General features: G+C 31.8%; 16 protein-coding genes. All 16 read left to right on the top strand.

The annotated features are described in order from the left end of the window. Positions 1 to 467 precede the first annotated feature (467 nt). Positions 468 to 3266 (top strand): type I restriction endonuclease subunit R, encoded by a 2799-nt coding sequence (locus IQ05_RS00590; protein ID WP_144888986.1) that lies wholly within the window; start codon positions 468 to 470, stop codon positions 3264 to 3266. Between the two features lie 28 nt (positions 3267 to 3294). After that, positions 3295 to 4011: a KilA-N domain-containing protein gene (locus tag IQ05_RS15620; RefSeq protein WP_144888985.1), complete on the top strand. Its 717-nt coding sequence runs from the start codon at positions 3295 to 3297 to the stop codon at positions 4009 to 4011. A gap of 54 nt (positions 4012 to 4065) precedes the next feature. Then, on the top strand, positions 4066 to 5682 hold the full coding sequence (locus tag IQ05_RS00580) for a type I restriction-modification system subunit M (RefSeq protein WP_449404238.1): 1617 nt from the start codon (positions 4066 to 4068) through the stop codon (positions 5680 to 5682). After that, positions 5682 to 6830 (top strand): restriction endonuclease subunit S, encoded by a 1149-nt coding sequence (locus IQ05_RS00575; protein WP_144888984.1) that lies wholly within the window; start codon positions 5682 to 5684, stop codon positions 6828 to 6830. The genes IQ05_RS00580 and IQ05_RS00575 overlap by 1 nt, the downstream gene beginning before the upstream one ends. Before the next feature lie 2 nt (positions 6831 to 6832). Next, on the top strand, positions 6833 to 8113 hold the full coding sequence (locus tag IQ05_RS00570) for a phosphoribosyltransferase-like protein (protein WP_144888983.1): 1281 nt from the start codon (positions 6833 to 6835) through the stop codon (positions 8111 to 8113). A gap of 220 nt (positions 8114 to 8333) precedes the next feature. Beyond that, a complete protein-coding gene (locus tag IQ05_RS00565) occupies positions 8334 to 9473 on the top strand; it encodes a reverse transcriptase family protein (protein ID WP_144888982.1) in 1140 nt (379 codons plus the stop codon). A gap of 12 nt (positions 9474 to 9485) precedes the next feature. Then, positions 9486 to 10280, top strand: coding sequence for a lipase family protein (locus IQ05_RS00560; RefSeq protein WP_144888981.1), 795 nt, complete (start codon positions 9486 to 9488; stop codon positions 10278 to 10280). Between the two features lie 2 nt (positions 10281 to 10282). Beyond that, complete coding sequence (locus IQ05_RS00555; protein WP_144888980.1) at positions 10283 to 11872, top strand: McrB family protein; 1590 nt, start codon at positions 10283 to 10285, stop codon at positions 11870 to 11872. Next, positions 11869 to 13176, top strand: coding sequence for a 5-methylcytosine restriction system specificity protein McrC (locus IQ05_RS00550; RefSeq protein ID WP_144888979.1), 1308 nt, complete (start codon positions 11869 to 11871; stop codon positions 13174 to 13176). Before IQ05_RS00555 ends, IQ05_RS00550 begins: the two co-directional genes overlap by 4 nt. Continuing rightward, positions 13173 to 13370, top strand: a complete 198-nt coding sequence (locus IQ05_RS00545; protein ID WP_144888978.1) for a YqaE/Pmp3 family membrane protein — start codon at positions 13173 to 13175, stop codon at positions 13368 to 13370. Before IQ05_RS00550 ends, IQ05_RS00545 begins: the two co-directional genes overlap by 4 nt. A 45-nt stretch (positions 13371 to 13415) precedes the next feature. After that, positions 13416 to 14081, top strand: a complete 666-nt coding sequence (locus IQ05_RS00540) for a DUF4339 domain-containing protein (RefSeq protein WP_144888977.1) — start codon at positions 13416 to 13418, stop codon at positions 14079 to 14081. A 232-nt stretch (positions 14082 to 14313) separates the two neighbouring features. Beyond that, positions 14314 to 15072 carry a LytR/AlgR family response regulator transcription factor gene (locus tag IQ05_RS00535; RefSeq protein WP_144888976.1) on the top strand — a complete coding sequence of 253 codons (759 nt, stop codon included), beginning with the start codon at positions 14314 to 14316 and terminating at the stop codon, positions 15070 to 15072. Between the two features lie 156 nt (positions 15073 to 15228). After that, on the top strand, positions 15229 to 15375 hold the full coding sequence (locus tag IQ05_RS15395) for a hypothetical protein (RefSeq protein WP_167496913.1): 147 nt from the start codon (positions 15229 to 15231) through the stop codon (positions 15373 to 15375). Between the two features lie 29 nt (positions 15376 to 15404). Next, positions 15405 to 15557 (top strand): hypothetical protein, encoded by a 153-nt coding sequence (locus IQ05_RS15390; RefSeq protein ID WP_167496912.1) that lies wholly within the window; start codon positions 15405 to 15407, stop codon positions 15555 to 15557. Positions 15558 to 16001: 444 nt separating this feature from the next. Continuing rightward, entirely contained in the window at positions 16002 to 16580 is a 579-nt protein-coding gene (gene pnuC, locus IQ05_RS00530) for a nicotinamide riboside transporter PnuC (RefSeq protein WP_144888975.1), read from the top strand. Further along, positions 16564 to 17562, top strand: coding sequence for an AAA family ATPase (locus tag IQ05_RS00525; protein WP_144888974.1), 999 nt, complete (start codon positions 16564 to 16566; stop codon positions 17560 to 17562). The genes pnuC and IQ05_RS00525 overlap by 17 nt, the downstream gene beginning before the upstream one ends. Positions 17563 to 17573 lie beyond the last annotated feature (11 nt).

Here is a 17573-nt window from a genome sequence, read left to right as displayed (position 1 = left end):
TGATGTTAGAATGTGTTATTTTATAAAAATAAAGCCCCAAATTAATTTAAGGGTTTAATAATTAGAAATTACTTGGCTCACAGTTTTCAAAAGAGTAGCAATTAATTTCGCAATCATAAATCTATTTTAATTCAAATTTAGAGTTCCTGATTTCAAACAGAAGACCGAAATTTTATCTTTTTTATAATTAATTTTCTTTTTGATTAATCAAAAAACTGAATTTCATCATGTTATGATTTCTTTAAATTTTTTTGAGAGAAAAAGTGGTGACTTAATATCACTAAAAGTGGGTATGGTAAAACTCTAGAAAATGTAGTTTATTTACAAATGGAACCAAAACGAGTCAAAGGATAAGAAATTCATGCCAAAAAACATTCGTTTTACGGTTTTCTACATTCTTTTTAATTAAATATTCGATACTTTAGCGTCTTACTACTAGTAACTTTTGAATAATCAAAAATCGCTTTTTGAAAAACGAAAAACATACCCGAAAAGAAATCATTGATAAACGACTGCAAGCAGCAGGCTGGAATATCTCCGATACAACTCAAGTACTTGAGGAGTTCGATATTATTGTGCCATTAGCTGAAGGTGTAAATGAGCCCCGCAGTAAATATGAGGGACATCAGTTTAGCGATTATGTTTTATTGGGTAAAGATGGTAAACCACTTGCTGTAGTTGAAGCAAAAAAATCTTTGGTTGATGCAAATATTGGAAAAGAACAAGCCAAACAATACTGCCAGAACATTCAAAATGAAAAAGGAGGCGAATTGCCTTTTTGTTTTTTTACTAATGGACATGATATTTTCTTTTGGGATTTAGGAAACTATCCTCCTAAAAAAGTACATGGTTTCCCAACTCGTGATGATTTAGAACGATACCAATACATTCGTAAAGCTAGAAAAACATTGGCAAGCGAATTAATCAATACATCGATTGCTGGACGAGATTACCAAATTGCTTCAATACGTGCGGTGATGGAAGCCATAGAAAAACGCAAACGAAAGTTTTTACTAGTTATGGCAACAGGTACTGGTAAAACCAGAACATGTATAGCTTTAGTAGATGCTTTAATGCGCGCTGGATGGGCAGAAAGAGTACTGTTTTTGGTGGATAGAATTGCATTGCGTGACCAAACTTTAGAAGCTTTTAAAGAACATTTACCAAACGAACCAAGATGGCCAAAAATTGGTGAAAAGTCTATTGCAAAAGACAGAAGGGTTTATGTTTCGACTTATCCAACCATGCTGAATGTAATTCGTGACGAAGAAAATTCGTTAAGCCCTCATTTCTTTGATTTGATTGTAGTGGATGAAAGTCACCGAAGCATTTACAATACCTATGGTGAAATTTTAGATTATTTCAACACCATAACATTGGGGTTAACAGCAACTCCAACAGATGTTATAGATCACAATACTTTTAAACTCTTTGAGTGTGAAGAAGGCGTTCCTACTTTTGCTTATTCGTATGAAGAAGCTGTAAACAATATTCCGCCTTACCTGAGTAATTTTCAAGTAATGAAAATTAAAACCAAATTTCAAGAAGAAGGAATCAGTAAAAGAACTATTTCTTTAGAAGACCAGAAAAACTTGATTTTAGAAGGAAAAGAAGTAGCCGAAATCAACTATGAAGGAACAGACATTGAGAAATCGGTAACTAACAAAGGGACTAATGCTTTGATTATTAGGGAATTTATGGAGGAATGCATAAAAGACCCTAACGGCGTTTTACCGGGCAAAACCATTTTCTTTTGTACGACCATAAAGCACGCTCGAAGAATGGAAGAATTATTCGATGCTTTTTATCCAGAATACCATGGGGAACTTGCTAAAGTTTTGGTAAGTGATGATCCACGTGTGTATGGTAAAAGCGGATTACTCAACCAGTTCACCAATAATGATATGCCTCGTGTTGCCATAAGTGTTGGAATGCTTGATACAGGCATTGATGTTCGGGAATTAGTGAATTTAGTTTTTGCTAAACCTGTTTATTCCTATACTCGTTTTTGGCAAATGATAGGGCGTGGTACACGTTTGTTAGAACCTACAAAAATGAAACCTTGGTGTACGCAAAAAGATAATTTCTTGATTTTGGATTGTTGGGATAATTTTGAATATTTCAAAATTAATCCTCGTGGTAAAGAAATTAGTTCTTCAATCCCACTACCAGTTCGTTTGTTTGGTATTCGTTTGGATAAAATTGAAAAAGCGCAGGAATTGCAAAATACTTCCATTGTAATTAATGAAGTTGCAAAATTGAGGAAACAAATTGCTTCTTTGCCTAAAAACTCCATTGTTATTCTCGATGCACAATCAGAATTGCAACGTCTGGAAGATGATAATTTTTGGAATCTGCTAACTTCTGATAAATTAGATTTTTTACGATTAGTAGTCAAACCATTGATGCGAACCATTTCTGATGTAGACTTTAAAGCCATGCGTTTTGAAAAAGACATCCTCGAAGTTTCATTAGCACATTTATTTGAAGAAAAAGAAAAATTTGAAGCTTTAAAAGAAAGCATCATTGAAGAAATAAGTGAATTACCGCTCACAGTAAGTAGCATTACTAAAGAAGGCGAACTCATTAGAAAAGCCCAAACCAACAATTATTGGGCAACCATTACGGAAGAGCGATTTGATGAATTGATAATAAAACTAGCACCTCTCATGAAATTTAGAGAGGCAGTTATGCCTTTGGGAACAGCCAAATACAATTTCAAAGATGAAGTGTATGCCAAAGAATACGTAGAGTTTGGACCGCAACACGAAGCTTTAAGTATTGCCAAATACCGAGAGTTGGTAGAACAAACCGTAAATCAATTGGTTTCTGAAAATCCAATCTTGCAAAAGCTAAAACAAGGTCAAGAAATTACTCCTGATGAAGCAGCAATTCTTGCCGAAGTCTTGCATGACGAACACCCACACATTACGGTCGATTTATTGCGTAGAGTGTATTCGCATAGAAAGGCACAACTAGTACAATTCATCAAGCACATTTTAGGTATTCAAATATTAGAATCGTTTCCCGAAACGGTTTCTAATGCTTTTGCCGACTATGTAAAAGCGCATACCTATTTAACCGCAAGACAATTGCAGTTTGTAGACTTACTCAAAAAATTCATTATAGAGAAAGGCGAACTCAACAAACGAAATTTGATTGAATCACCTTTTACCATGTTGCATCCCGAAGGCATTCGTGGTGTATTTAAACCCAGCGAAATAGAAGAAATTATAAACCTTACGAATAAATTATTAGCGGCCTAAATAAGGCACTTAATTTATATAATAGAAAATGGCGAAAAGTAAAACAATCAATGTAAAAGGAGCTTCAATAACTATTTTACAAAATGGAAACAGTGAATTTATATCGCTTACTGATATGATTAAAGCCAAAGATGGTGACTTTTTTATTTCAGATTGGTTAAGAAACAGAAATACTATCGAATATTTAGGAATTTGGGAAAGTGTTTATAATCCAGATTTTAATTATGGCGAATTTGCCATAATTAAAAGTCAAGCTGGTTTGAATAGCTATAAGTTAAGTGTTAAAGATTGGGTAGCGAAAACCAACGCCATTGGACTTAAAGCTACAACGGGCAGATATGGAGGTACTTATGCGCATTCTGACATAGCATTTGAATTTGGAATGTGGATTAGTCCAGAATTTAAGATTTATTTAATCAAAGAATTTCAACGCCTAAAAGATGTTGAAAATGATAGACTCCAACTAAACTGGAATCTCCAACGCACTCTAGCCAAAGTAAATTATCAAATTCACACCGATGCTATCAAAGAAATTCTAGTACCAAAAGAACTATCTAAACAACAAATAAATGGTCTTTATGCCTCTGAAGCCGATTTGCTTAATGTGGCCTTGTTTGGGATCACCGCAAAAGAATGGCGCGACACAAACCAAGATACAGACGGAAACATTCGTGATCAAGCTACTATTGAGCAACTTGTCGTACTTTCTAATATGGAAAGTATAAATAACGTTTTAATCCATTAAGGATTGGAACAAAAAGAGCGACTAATTCAATTAAACAAAATGGCGATTTCTCAAATGAATTCGCTTCTTGGGAATAAAATATTAAAAAACTTAAATAATACCATGTTACAAAACAATTCCGCATTAAAATCTCTTATTGACCGACTTTGGAACAACTTCTGGAGTGGTGGTATCAGCAACCCGCTTACTGCCATCGAACAAATTACCTATTTGCTTTTTATGAAACAAATGGACGATTTAGAAGCCAAACGCGAACGTGATGCCGAATTTACCGGAGAATCCTACACCTCAAAATTTGTGGGCATGTATAAAGTCACTGGTAGTAACGAGGAAGTAGACAAACAAGACTTGCGTTGGAAAAACTTCAAGCGCATGCCTGCTGAGGCAATGTTGCTTCACGTACAAACCAAAGTGTTTCCTTTTTTAAAAGCTTTTGAAGGCGGTTCTAAGTTTACGCATGCCATGGCCAATGCCGTTTTTATTATGCCGAAGCCTTCTTTATTAGTTGAAGCTATTAAAATCATTGAAGAGATTTTTGTAGAAATAGAAAAAGATGCGGTTGATGGCGGTCATGCTTTTCAGGACATACAAGGAGATGTGTATGAAATGCTGTTGGGCGCCATTGCTAGTGCGGGTAAAAACGGACAGTTTAGAACGCCTCGACATATCATAAAATTAATGAATGATTTGGTACAACCGCAATTAGGACAACGCATTGCCGACCCAGCTTGCGGTACAGCTGGTTTCCTTTTGGGTGCTTACCAATACATCCTGACCGATTTGGTTAAAAAAGAAAATAGTGAAGCAATTGCTCCAGACGAAGATGGTTTTATGCGTGCCACGGTCTCGGCAACCTTGAATGAAAATTTAAAACATATTGTAGAAGAATCTTTGTTTGGCTATGACATTGATACCACCATGGTGCGTTTGGGTTTAATGAACCTGATGATGCACGGTATTGACCAACCCAATATTGACTACAAAGATACCTTGAGCAAATCGTATAATGAAGACGCACAATTTGACATTATCCTTGCCAACCCACCCTTTACGGGAAATATTGACAAAGGCGACATTAATGAAAGTCTAAAACTAGGCACTACCAAAACCGAACTGCTTTTTATTGAACGCATTTACACCATGCTAAAAATGGGAGGAACAGCAGCTGTAGTGGTGCCTCAAGGAGTTTTATTTGGTAGTGGAAAAGCCTTTGTAGAATGCCGTAAAATTATGGTGGAAAAAAGCGAGTTAAAAGCCGTAATAACCATGCCAAGCGGTGTTTTTAAGCCTTATGCAGGAGTTAGTACAGCTGTTTTATTATTTACCAAAGGAAGTGAAACCGACACCGTTTGGTTTTATGAAATGCAAAACGATGGTTACACGCTAGACGACAAACGCAACAAAATTGACAATAGCGATTTACAAGATATTATTACGCAATACCACAGTAGAACTACAAAAGCAAGTACAGAAGCCGAAAGAGAAGGCTTTTTCTTTGCTATACCAAAAAAAGAAATTGTGGAAAATGGCTATGATTTAAACTTGAGTAAATACAAAAAAGAAGTATACGAAGAAGTAAGCTATGAAAACCCAAAAGTTATTTTTGAAAAGTTGGAAAGTATTGAAGCTACTATTTTGAAAGGGATTAGTGAACTTAAAGAATTAGTGTAATGAGTTTTAAAATAGTCAAGCTTTTAGATATTTCCAAACCAAAACAATGGAAAAACTTGCCATCTTCGGAATTAACCGAGGAAGGTTATTTTGTTTATGGAGCGAATGGTATAATTGGAAAATATGCTGAATACAACCATGAATATCCAACACTTGCAATTACATGCCGTGGAGCAACTTGTGGAAGTCTTCATATAACAAGACCAAAATCATATATAAATTCAAATGCTATGGCATTGGATGATTTGAGTGATAATGTTAATATAAAATATTTGTATTACGCTTTATTTAATAGAGGCTTTAAAGATGTCATTACAGGCTCTGCCCAGCCACAAATCACAAGAGAAGGATTAAGTAAAATTAAAATATCACTTCCACCTTTACAAGATCAAATTCGTATTGCAGAAATACTTACTCAATCAGAAAACTTAATCACACAACGTAAAGAAAGTATTTCTCTTTTAGATGAATTGTTGAAGAGTACTTTTTTGGAGATGTTTGGGGATGAATTTAAAAATTATTCCAAATGGAACACTAAATTAAGTGACGTCATTTCATCAATTGATAGTGGTTGGAGTCCACTATGCGATACTAGACCTAGAGAATCAGAGAAGGAATGGGCTGTATTAAAATTAAGTTGCGTTTCAAATAAGAAATTTGATCCTACAAAAAACAAAGCTTGTTATCCTGAAACTGTTATAAAGAAAGAATTAATACCAAAAAAAGGAGATTTATTGTTTTCTAGAAAGAATACTTTTGAGTTAGTAGGTGCAACTGCATTTGTTTTTAAAGACTATCAGAAATTATTATTGCCAGATACAATTTTTAAAATTAGTTATCATCCTTTAAAAATATCTGGTTTATATTTATGGCATCTATTTAACAATGAATCTTTTTCTAAACAAGTACGAAGTTTAGCTAATGGTGCTGCTGGATCGATGCCAAATATTTCAATGGTTAAACTTAAAAGCTTAAAAATACCAAATCCCCCTATCGAACTCCAAAACCAATTTGCTGCATTAGTAGAAAAAGTAGAGACATTGAAAGGTGAATATATAGCTAGTGTGAAAGAATTAGAGAATATGTATGGAGTTTTGAGTCAGAAGGCATTTAAGGGGGAGTTGAAAAGAAATACAGAAGTTGAATAGGTATGGAGATACAAAGAAAACATGATTTTACATTAGATAAAAAGACATTACGCAAGGTAGAACATTTATTACTTCGTTTAAAGCATTCCGTTTTACCAACAAAAATAATTCGTTGGCTAGAGAACTTTGATAAAGACGAAGTAGATTTGGCTATTGATTTATTGAGTGTTTACGAATATGTTCCCTTTAATGAGTTTATGTTCCGACTTAATGATTTGTTAAATGAACTTTTAAAAGTAATTCCTCTTGGAGATAAAATAATAATATTCCCATATGGAAAAGTAGGGAAAAGCGGAACATTGGTTACCTATCCTCTAAAAAATACTAATGCGTTTAAAAAAAGGGAAAATGATATTGTTTTGACTCATGATTATGAGAACGTAGAAAATCCAACATCATTTAATCATATAATTTTCCTTGATGATTTTATAGGTAGTGGTAAAACATTTTGCAAAGAATTTTCAAAACCTAATAATATCCAACAGTGGTTAACTACTAATAATATTGAAAACATATATATACTCTCTTCCATAATAATGGTTGAAGGAAAAAAACACATTTTAGATCGTTACCCTCAAATAAAAATTATTTCTGAAGAAAGGAATAAAATTTTTGACTCAACATTGTCTCCACTTAACGTTTTTGGTAATTTAAGCCATATTGAAAAAATGGCATTAAAACATGGTAACACTTTAAAAGTAGGACCTTACCCTTATGTTTTTCCATACGGATTTGATAATAGTCAATCTTTGATATCATATTTTCATTGTACGCCAAACAATACATTATCAATAATATGGGGTGCAAACAAAAATTGGACTCCATTGTTTCCCAGAATGGCGAACATTAGAATGAGAGAAGCTCGTGAATTTAAACAAGACATTGCATTTTACATTGGGATTTGTAACCGGCTGAAGATTGATTTATATTCTGGAAAATCTATAATCGAAAAGAAGGATGATAAATTTGTTAGAAAAATAAAATACAATTCAAAACTAAATCATTCAGTAATAGCTTTATTGACTTTAAAAAATCAAGGATATGATAATTTAATTATTTGTCATTTACTTGGATTAACTAGATTAGAGTTGAAGAAAATTTATATTGAGGGCAAAAAATTAGGTTTTATAAATACCCATTATGATTTAAATACTAAAGGAATTCAATTTTTGAAAGAATTAAAAAGAAAAACTCAAAAAGAAAATTTCAGAAAAGAAACTAAAGAAAATTTAGAAGTAAAAGATGTCTTATATTTACCCACAATGTTCAATGGACTGACATAGTTTTTTGTTAGCAAATAACCCTTATAAGGTTTTCTCGGTGTAGTTCATCGAGAACTAATAAAGCTACTTGATAATATAATCAATATGTTATCAAGAATAAGGTTAAGAAAATAAATTGAGAATAGTGGTATAGAATATAAAGAGGTTAATCTCAATTTATTTTCTTAACCTTATTTTTAAGAATATTTATTTAACATTCATAAAAGAGTAACAATTTATTATGTCATTTCCATTCGAACAATTTATTATACAAGCTAGGGAGCAAAATAAATCACTAGAATTTATTGATGCTTGTTTATCTTATGGTAAAGCCCTAGAAGAAAAAGAATTACCTGTAATTTTTTCATTAGAACATTTAGCCATACAAATAGGGATTCAATCAGTTTATCTCCGAAACTTGATTGGAGATGGGAAATGGGATATCAATTATGAGTATGAGCATAAATACAAGAGATACAATTACTTCAAATTAAAAAAACGTGACGGTAAATTCAGGGAGATAATGGCTCCTGCTAAAGATTTAAAATACATACAAAAATGGATTTTAGTAAACATTTTAAGTAAATATGTTTTAGCAGATAGTTGTAAAGGCTTTAGAAAAGGCATTTCTATCAAAGATAATGCAAAGGTTCATGAAAATTCTGAAGTTATTCTAAAAGTTGATTTGCTAAAATTTTATGACACTATTACTGAAAAAAGAGTTTGTAGCGTTTTTAAATCATTAGGCTATGTTAGTAATTTAGCTTACTCATTTGCAAAAATTACAACAGCAAAACATAGAGAAAGTTATTGGAAAGATTTCGATGAAAATTCAAAAGAAATCCTAAATGAATTAGTAGATAATAAACCACCAATATTACCGCAAGGAGCTCCTACGAGTCCAGCCATTTCTAATATTTTGGCTACTAAAATGGATTATCGATTTGAAGCTTTGTCAAGAAAACTAAATTTCCGTTATTCTAGATATGCAGATGATTTAACTTTCTCAATTAAAAACGGCGGAAAATTACCCTCTTTAAAATTGATTACTACAATTATTTCTGACGAAGGTTTTTTTATTAATAGTAAAAAAACAAAATACATGAAAAGAGGTTGCAAACAATATGTAACAGGATTGACAACAAGCAATGGAACAAACGTGTCTAAGGAATATAGAAAGACAATTACAGAACATATCTATTATTGTAGAAAGTATGGCGTAAATAGTCATTTAGAAAGGCGAAAAGAAGAATTTCCAAAATATAACAACATCAAATTTCATAACTGGTTGTATGGCCATATGTGTTTCATAAAATCAATAAATGAAAAAGCAAGTAAAAAAATGCTTGAAGATTTTAATAAAATAAACTGGTACGTTTAAATAATTTAAATTATGGTTACAGATTACAAGAGATATTTTGAATTAGCAAAAATGTGTAAAGCTGTTTATGGAAGTCCCGTTAGACAAGACCTCTTGTCGTACAACGGTAAAAAAATGTCAGGACAAAAGATTGTTCACGGTTCTTACGGTAGAGGTTTTTGCAGATTATTTTGGAATGATGAAACGTTAGTTCTTGCTTTTAGAGGTACGAGAGAAAGTATAGACTGGTGGGTTTCAAATCTTAAAATGTTTCCTGTTTTGCTGAAAAACTGTGAAATGAATTCAAAAAAAATAAAAGTTCATAGAGGTTTTCAAAGAACACTATATTATGCAGATAAAACAACAAAACTTAATAGTTTTGATGCCGTATTGAAACATATAAATGATTTAGATTTGATTACCAATAGAAAAATAGTTATTACTGGACATTCCCTAGGGGGGGCTTTAGCAACTTTATTTTCTGTAAAGTTAAGAGCAAAAATGCCAATTGTAGTTGCCGAACAATTACATGAAGTAGTCCTTTTTGGAGCACCAGCTGTTGGTTTAAAAAGATTTAAAACATTCTATGAAGAACTAAACAAAAAAACGATACGTATTATTAATGGCTCTGATGTTGTTCCTTTTACTCCTCCACTATTTTATTACCATATTGGCCAAGAACTTTGGATAAGAAAAAATGAAATAAAGGACAATAAAAGTTGGCTTCTTAGATTATTTTACGCTCTAAAATTACCAATGAAAAATTTCATAAATGACCATGATATGAAGAGTTACATGGCAAACTTAAAAGAATTAGAAAAAAAATAAAAATGACAATATATAAACTAGGGTGTATTTGGGGCAAAGGAGCTCCAGACTTTTATGAAATGATTAAAGGCAAAAACATTTCTTTAAGTCATATCAGTGATTGCAATCCTAAAAAAAATTCAGTGATACTAATAACTAATGGACATACTGTAAAAGCTATTACAATACTCTTAGAAGATTGTCAACCAGTCACTAATAACCCTGAATTAAAAGATTCATTTGATGAATATAGAATTAGTTACAATAATGAAACACTTTACGCGAAATCTAAATGGATTGAGCTTAAACCAGAAGACTATTTTTTATTTAAAACTCAAGATGGAATATGCCAAATCCACAAACAAGAAATTCATCAAATTACAAAATCTCTCATGTCAAAGTATATGCTAAGCGAAAATTTAAATCAACAAATTGAATTACTTAAATATAAAAAACAAATCATTCTTCAAGGACCTCCGGGAACTGGAAAGACAAAAACAGCTAAAGATATAGCTGTTGAAATGCTAGGTTTAGAAAATGTACAGGATTTAAATAATAACGGGCAATTTAAATTAATACAATTTCATCCATCATACACCTATGAAGACTTTGTGAGAGGTATCGTTTCTGTACCAAATGAAGATGGTGAAGGCGTTTTATTTAAAACGGAAAATAAAATTCTTGCTGAGTTTGCAGAGAAAGCAAATGAAAATTTTTTATTAAGCCAAGATAATAATAAAGATGCTTTACAAGACAAATGGATTGACGATAATTTTGAAGAGTTTAAAGCTAAAATTGAAGAGGAAAATGTAGTCATATCGGGAACAATTAGTATTTTCAAAGTTGACAATGATTGTTTTAGATACGGTAAAGATTGGGCTAATTCATCTAGGATTAATTTTAAAGATTTCAAAGTAATTATTAAAGCCGTTATTAATGAAAGATTAAATAAAGATGAGAACCAAATTCCTATAAATATATCTGTTCATGCTCATTATAGATTTACGTATTATTTGGCATTATTGCGCATGTTTTTTGAAAAACAAAAGTATACACTTACCAATGATAAGACAATTCTAAAAAATTATGTATTAATCATTGATGAAATAAATAGAGCCAACCTTCCTTCTGTTTTAGGAGAATTAATTTATGCTTTAGAATATAGAAATGAACCAGTAGAAAGTATGTACGAGTATGAAGGAAAACGAGAAATTGTTTTACCTGATAATCTATACATCATCGGCACCATGAACACCGCTGATCGAAGTGTGGGTCATATTGATTATGCTATAAAGAGACGTTTTGCGTTTGTGGATGTGTTGCCTACAGATCAAGCTATTGATGATGTAGTTATTGACCCTGTTTTACATGCTAAGGCAAAAGGTTTGTACCATAAAGTAGCCGCATTATTCAATGAAGATAAATCGAAAACCGTTTATCTGCAATCTGATTTTAAATCTAAAGATGTTCAATTAGGTCATAGTTATTTTTTAGTAGAAACTGAAAAACAACTGGAATTAAAACTAGAATTTGAAATAAAACCATTGCTAAACGAATATGTTAAAGATGGTATTTTAAGCGAAGAAGCTTTACTAGAAATAGTCAACTTATGATTTCAGTAATTCAAGAACATTATAATGGTTTTGATTCTAAAAGAGAATACGATTTCAAAGGAAATTTATCCTTTGAACAAGATTTCTTTTATCAATATACTAGAAAATGTAGGAATGAAAAAGTAGATTGTTTTAGAATTTATTCTGATGCAGCAAATAAAAAACATGCTATTTCAAATAGTTATTTTATAGGCGTCGATTGGATTATTGAAAAAGAAAAAGCCATTTATGTAGAGCCAAAACTCAATAAAAATGCCACAGAACAAACGGATTACCTCAAAATGTTGTTTTCGGCATTAAAACACCCAGAAGTTGCAAAACATACTGATGATTTATTCGAAATAAAATGGGAGAAAACACCCATAGCCATCACTCAAGAACAAGATTTACTGAGTCCGTTATTGGTTGTTCAATATTTGCGTCTAGTTAAAGAGATTGTCCGCAAAGGAGTTAAAAAATCCTATTACAAAGTAGAAAATAATTTGTACGCAAAAGTAAAAGGCAAAGTTTTGGTAAGTCAAACCATCAAGCAAAACCTAGTCAAAAACAAACCACTGCACACCTATTGCAGCTACGATGAATTTGGATTGAATAGTTTAGAAAATAGATTGCTTAAGAAAGCGTTGGTTTTTGTTCAGCGGTATTTGCCTACTATTAAAAACCTTCAGAATGAAAAATACACTACAGAAATATTCAATTACATCAATCCCGCTTTTGAATTTGTCTCTGATGAAGTAAATCTTCATGATGTGAAACATACCAAAACAAATGTTTTTTATAAGGAATATGAGGAAGCCATAAAATTAGCCAAACTTATTCTGAAACGATTTGGTTATAACATTAGCAATACCCAACAAAAAACAATCCAAACACCACCCTTTTGGATTGATATGAGTAAATTGTTTGAACTTTATGTTTTGAGTTTACTTAAAGACACCTATGGTAGTCATACACTTTATGGCGGAAAAGAAGCCAAACTTAGCTATGGTTTGCCAGATTATCTCATTACAAAAGAGGGTATAAAATGTATAGCCGATGCCAAATACAAAACCTTATACAATGAAAAAGGTCACTACGATATTGATAACATTAGACAATTGAGTGCCTATGCCAGAGATAAGAAGACTTTTAACAAATTAAAAATAGACGAAAAAGAAATTATTGATTGTCTTATTATTTATCCTTTAAATGACCAAAGCTTAAACTTAGACTTTAAAATTGACCTTAAAGTTTCTGAAGGTGTGGGCACTTTTGTAGGTTTTAAAAAAATAGGGATTCCAATACCAATAACAAATAAAATATGAGATACGTTTTAGCTTTTTTTCTTCCATGGTTATCCTTGATATTACAGGGTAAAATAGTTTCTGGCATAATTTGCCTGATATTACAAATTACTATAATCGGTTGGATTCCTGCTTTTATTTGGGCTTTTACATCTTTAAATAGAATGTATGCAGATAGAAGAACAACTAAGATTATCAACGAGATAAAAAAATAAATTTACACATTTTAAATCCCTAATCACAAAAAAATTTTACAATTAATGAAGAAATATTACCTACACAATGGCACAGAAAACATAGGTCCATTAGATTTAGATGAATTAAAAGCCAAAGCGATTACAAAAAATACACAAGTTTGGTGTGATGGAATGGAAGATTGGAAAAATGCAGGAGAAGTAGAAGAATTAAAAAGCATTTTGTCAGTTGTTCCTCCACCAATAACAAAAAAGACTGAGATCAAACAAGAACCCATAAAGAGTAATAAAAAAACACATTGGTTTTGGAGGATTATTAGAGTTTTAGCAATCCTACTTATTGTTTTTATTGGAATTATTGCATTTGTAGATTATATGAATGAAAAAAATAGTAGTTCGTCATATGAAGAAAGTATCATGACAATAGCAGAAATGGAAGCAGCAGACCCATCTTTATATTTAAATGCAACCGGAACATACAAACCAACCTTTTTAGGAGATCAATTAAAAATCAATGGTATTATTGAAAACAAAGCAACCGTAACTAATTATAAAGATGTGATTGTTGAAGTAATTTTTTATAGCAAAACAGATTCGGAAATTGCAAGAGAACAATATACCATTTATGATTTTTTTGCTCCTAAAACAAAAAAGGAGTTCAAATTGAAAGTAAAAAATTATAGTAACGTCGAAACAATTGGCTGGAATGTGTTTAATGCAACTGTAAAGTAAAAGCGAATAGAACGATAATCGTAGTCAACCAGCTAGTATGAAAAACGTTTCATTTCTAATGGAATGTTTTAAAGATAAAACCTTGTACTCCTTAAATTATCTTAAAATAAAAAAAATAAGATGAGAATTAGAATCATAGCATTAAACCTATTTTTCACTCTAATCAGTTGCAATCATAAAACTGAATTAGATTCTACGAATGAGAAGATACTATTAGAAAAAGAATTAGAAAATGGTAAAAATTAAAGCCGCCTTACTCGACGATAATAAAGAACAATTACAACTAAACCAGCAAATGCTTGAAAGTATTGGTAGGATAGAGGTGGTGTCTTCTTGTGCTTCTGCAAAAACATTTCTAGAGGATATAAAAACTTCACAACCAGAAATATTATTTTTAGACCTAAACTTAGGAGATTCTTATATGACTGGGATGGAAGTTGCTTTTCAATTGAAATTACCAGTGATGTTTGTGAGCAGTAATACTTCGCAATACATTAAAGAGATTGAAAGATTGAAAAGAGATTACGATATCTGTGTGGATCATATTACCAAACCATTTACAGAACAAGAATTTATAAAAACTACACAACGCTTTTTGAAGGAGATAGAACTTTTCAAAAAAGAAGAATTCATCCATTTGGATTTTGGAGCAACGAAGCGCAATAAAATAGCCATTAATAGCATCGTATACCTGTCCACAGATAAAAACAACGGCTCTGAGTCCAACAACAAACTAATTCACTTTAACAATCGTAAGCCTGAGAATCTAATCGATTTTTCATTTTCTAGGATGGAAGAAAAAGGATTGCTAAGTGCTTATTTCATTACCATTCACAAATCGTTTCGTGTAAACTCAAAACACATTAAAGCTTATTACAAAAGTACCGAATCAATAGAGGTAGAAGTTTTTACAAATCAAGGAAAATTAGAAACAAAGCAACTTCAAGTTTCTGAAAATTACCAACCATTGATTAAGAAATTAAAAAAATAAACCGCTCTTACATCCCTAAAAACCGATTTTGTTCCTCAATATGAGCTGATATGATTCTATATTATATCAGCTTTTTTTTATTTCTGAATTTTGAATCATAATAAAAGCGGAAGCCGAAAAGCTAGATAGAGTAGGTAAATTTTAAAATTAAAAACTATGAAAAATGCAAATCAAAATTCAGGTACAAACAGTGGGAACAGTTCAAAATCAGCAGGAGCTTCAAGGGGCAACTCCAATCCTAATTACCCTAGTAAAACAGGGAATCCTTCTGGTCCATCAAGAGGAAATACACCAAAAAAGTAATTTCTAATAAATTAAAAAAGCTAAACAAAATGGCTAAAAAAATCAACCCTGCAAACAATGCAGCCAATATGCAAAATACGAATAAAGGTACTGCTGGCCAAAATAAACAGTCTGCCCAAAATCAAGGTAATACTGGTAAGCAATTGAATCCTAATCAATCGACTAGTAAGATAAAAAAGTAGATTAGTTTTTCTAAAAGGACCTCTTTAAAAACCTTCATAATCTGAATATAGGATTTTGGAGGTTTCTATTTTTTACATAGTTAATGTTTATTCGTTACCTTAAAAAACAAAATTCTAAGAAGTGATTTCATTTGTGCGATATATCAATAGCATGCAGAATTATATTATGGGCAAAGAATTTAAAGAAATAACAAACCTATACAAATCCCTCAAACAATAGCAGTAAAAAATGAAATGAAACTCCGTAAAATTTATCCAGTATCCAGTAGAAAAAAAGTCAAAGCGTATCTAAACAATATTGAATTTTTCATCCCTTTTTTTAGCAAATTCATACTAGCTATTAGTTGTAAATGAGTTCATAAATGAAATAGGACAAATTTTTCAAATGTTATACGTCATCTTGTAATAGTTTCCCACATTATTATATCTTTAGCATTATATATTATGGATACAACTTTAGAAATTTTTGGTGCCGTTTTCGGTTTTTTGGCAGTTTATTTTACAATCAAGCAAAATATTATCTGCTGGTATTTTGGTTTAATTCAAGTGATTCTGTATTGCTTTGTCTTCTACACAGCAAAATTATATTCAGATATGATATTGCATGTTATTTATATATTTCTGCAAGTGTTCGGCTGGTACAATTGGAAATATGGAGGTTCCAATCAGAGTGAATTACGCGTTACATTGCTGACAAACACAATTTTTTGGATTTGCTTAACAGTTCTAGGATCTGTGCTTTTAGGCTACACTATGCAAACAAAAACCGATGCATCCTATCCTTATGAGGATGCTTTTATAATGGTTGCAAGCTTGGTTGCTCAATATTTGATGATAAAAAAAGTAGTAGCGTCCTGGATCTTTTGGATAGTAGTCGATGTGGTTGGCATCGCCATATATAGTTATAAAGGTTTATACTTTACTGCAGTGTTGTATGTACTTTTTTTGATTATGGCCATCATGGGTTACTGGGAATGGAAAAAAGCATATAATGAAGAATTTGCACATGAGAAACGAACATAAAATTGGACTGACATTGGGTAAGTATGCTCCTTTTCATAAAGGGCATCAGTTTGTAATTGAAACCGCGATGAAAGAGGTGGATGAATTGATCGTGCTTATTTATGATGATCCCATATTAAATATTCCTTTAGCAACTAGAGCTGCTTGGATACGTAAAATATATCCAAATATAACGGTTATTGAAGGTGTAAATTCGCCTAATGACAGTGGGTATACGCCCGAAATCATGAAAATTCAAGAAGACTATGTTTCCTCTATTCTAGGTAATCGCAACATCTCTCATTTTTATTCTAGTGAGCCTTATGGGGAGCACATGAGTAAATCCTTAAAGGTTATTAATAGACAGGTGGATGAAAGTCGAGTTAGTATTCCTATATCCGCAACGGAAATCAGAAAAGATCTATTTAAAAACAAAGAGTTTTTGGATCCCATTGTCTATAAAGATTTGATTACGAAAGTAGTATTACTTGGTGCTCCATCAACAGGAAAAACAACTTTGGCAGAAAAATTAGCACTTCATTTTAATACTCAGTGGATGCCAGAATACGGAAGAGAATATTGGGAGAATCATCAAGTAAATAAAAGACTAACCTTAGAAGATCTGTTGAAAATTGCAGAAATTCATTTGGAAAGAGAAGATGCTTTGGTGTTACAATCAAATCGCTTTTTGTTTTCTGATACCAATGCTATTACTACCTACTTATTTTCGTTAGATTACCATGGGAGTGCCCTTGAAGAATTAGAAAATTTCGCAAAACTAGCCGAAAGCAGACACGATATTATATTTGTGTGTGATACTGATATTCCTTATGACGATACTTGGGATAGATCTGGTGATGTAAAAAGAAAAACATTTCAACAAAAAATCATCGAAGATTTACACACTAGAAATCTTAAGTATTACGTGCTCAAAGGCACTGTTGAGGAAAGAATAGAACAAGTGTCAAATGTATTGTCTGCTAAAGAATATAGTAAATTTTAAGTAACTTAGAA

The sequence above is a fragment of the Flavobacterium tiangeerense genome, assembly GCF_007830355.1.
GTDB classification, from domain to species: Bacteria; Bacteroidota; Bacteroidia; order Flavobacteriales; family Flavobacteriaceae; genus Flavobacterium; species Flavobacterium tiangeerense.
This window is presented reverse-complemented; position numbering and strand designations above follow the sequence as displayed.

Coding starts and splice junctions, on each gene's coding strand:
- IQ05_RS15620 (WP_144888985.1), top strand. CDS start 3,295: ATGGCGAAAAGTAAAACAATCAATGTAAAAGGAGCTTCAATAACTATT.
- IQ05_RS00580 (WP_449404238.1), top strand. CDS start 4,066: ATGAATTCGCTTCTTGGGAATAAAATATTAAAAAACTTAAATAATACC.
- IQ05_RS00575 (WP_144888984.1), top strand. CDS start 5,682: ATGAGTTTTAAAATAGTCAAGCTTTTAGATATTTCCAAACCAAAACAA.
- IQ05_RS00570 (WP_144888983.1), top strand. CDS start 6,833: ATGGAGATACAAAGAAAACATGATTTTACATTAGATAAAAAGACATTA.
- IQ05_RS00565 (WP_144888982.1), top strand. CDS start 8,334: ATGTCATTTCCATTCGAACAATTTATTATACAAGCTAGGGAGCAAAAT.
- IQ05_RS00560 (WP_144888981.1), top strand. CDS start 9,486: ATGGTTACAGATTACAAGAGATATTTTGAATTAGCAAAAATGTGTAAA.
- IQ05_RS00555 (WP_144888980.1), top strand. CDS start 10,283: ATGACAATATATAAACTAGGGTGTATTTGGGGCAAAGGAGCTCCAGAC.
- IQ05_RS00550 (WP_144888979.1), top strand. CDS start 11,869: ATGATTTCAGTAATTCAAGAACATTATAATGGTTTTGATTCTAAAAGA.
- IQ05_RS00545 (WP_144888978.1), top strand. CDS start 13,173: ATGAGATACGTTTTAGCTTTTTTTCTTCCATGGTTATCCTTGATATTA.
- IQ05_RS00540 (WP_144888977.1), top strand. CDS start 13,416: ATGAAGAAATATTACCTACACAATGGCACAGAAAACATAGGTCCATTA.
- IQ05_RS00535 (WP_144888976.1), top strand. CDS start 14,314: ATGGTAAAAATTAAAGCCGCCTTACTCGACGATAATAAAGAACAATTA.
- IQ05_RS15395 (WP_167496913.1), top strand. CDS start 15,229: ATGAAAAATGCAAATCAAAATTCAGGTACAAACAGTGGGAACAGTTCA.
- IQ05_RS15390 (WP_167496912.1), top strand. CDS start 15,405: ATGGCTAAAAAAATCAACCCTGCAAACAATGCAGCCAATATGCAAAAT.
- pnuC (WP_144888975.1), top strand. CDS start 16,002: ATGGATACAACTTTAGAAATTTTTGGTGCCGTTTTCGGTTTTTTGGCA.
- IQ05_RS00525 (WP_144888974.1), top strand. CDS start 16,564: ATGAGAAACGAACATAAAATTGGACTGACATTGGGTAAGTATGCTCCT.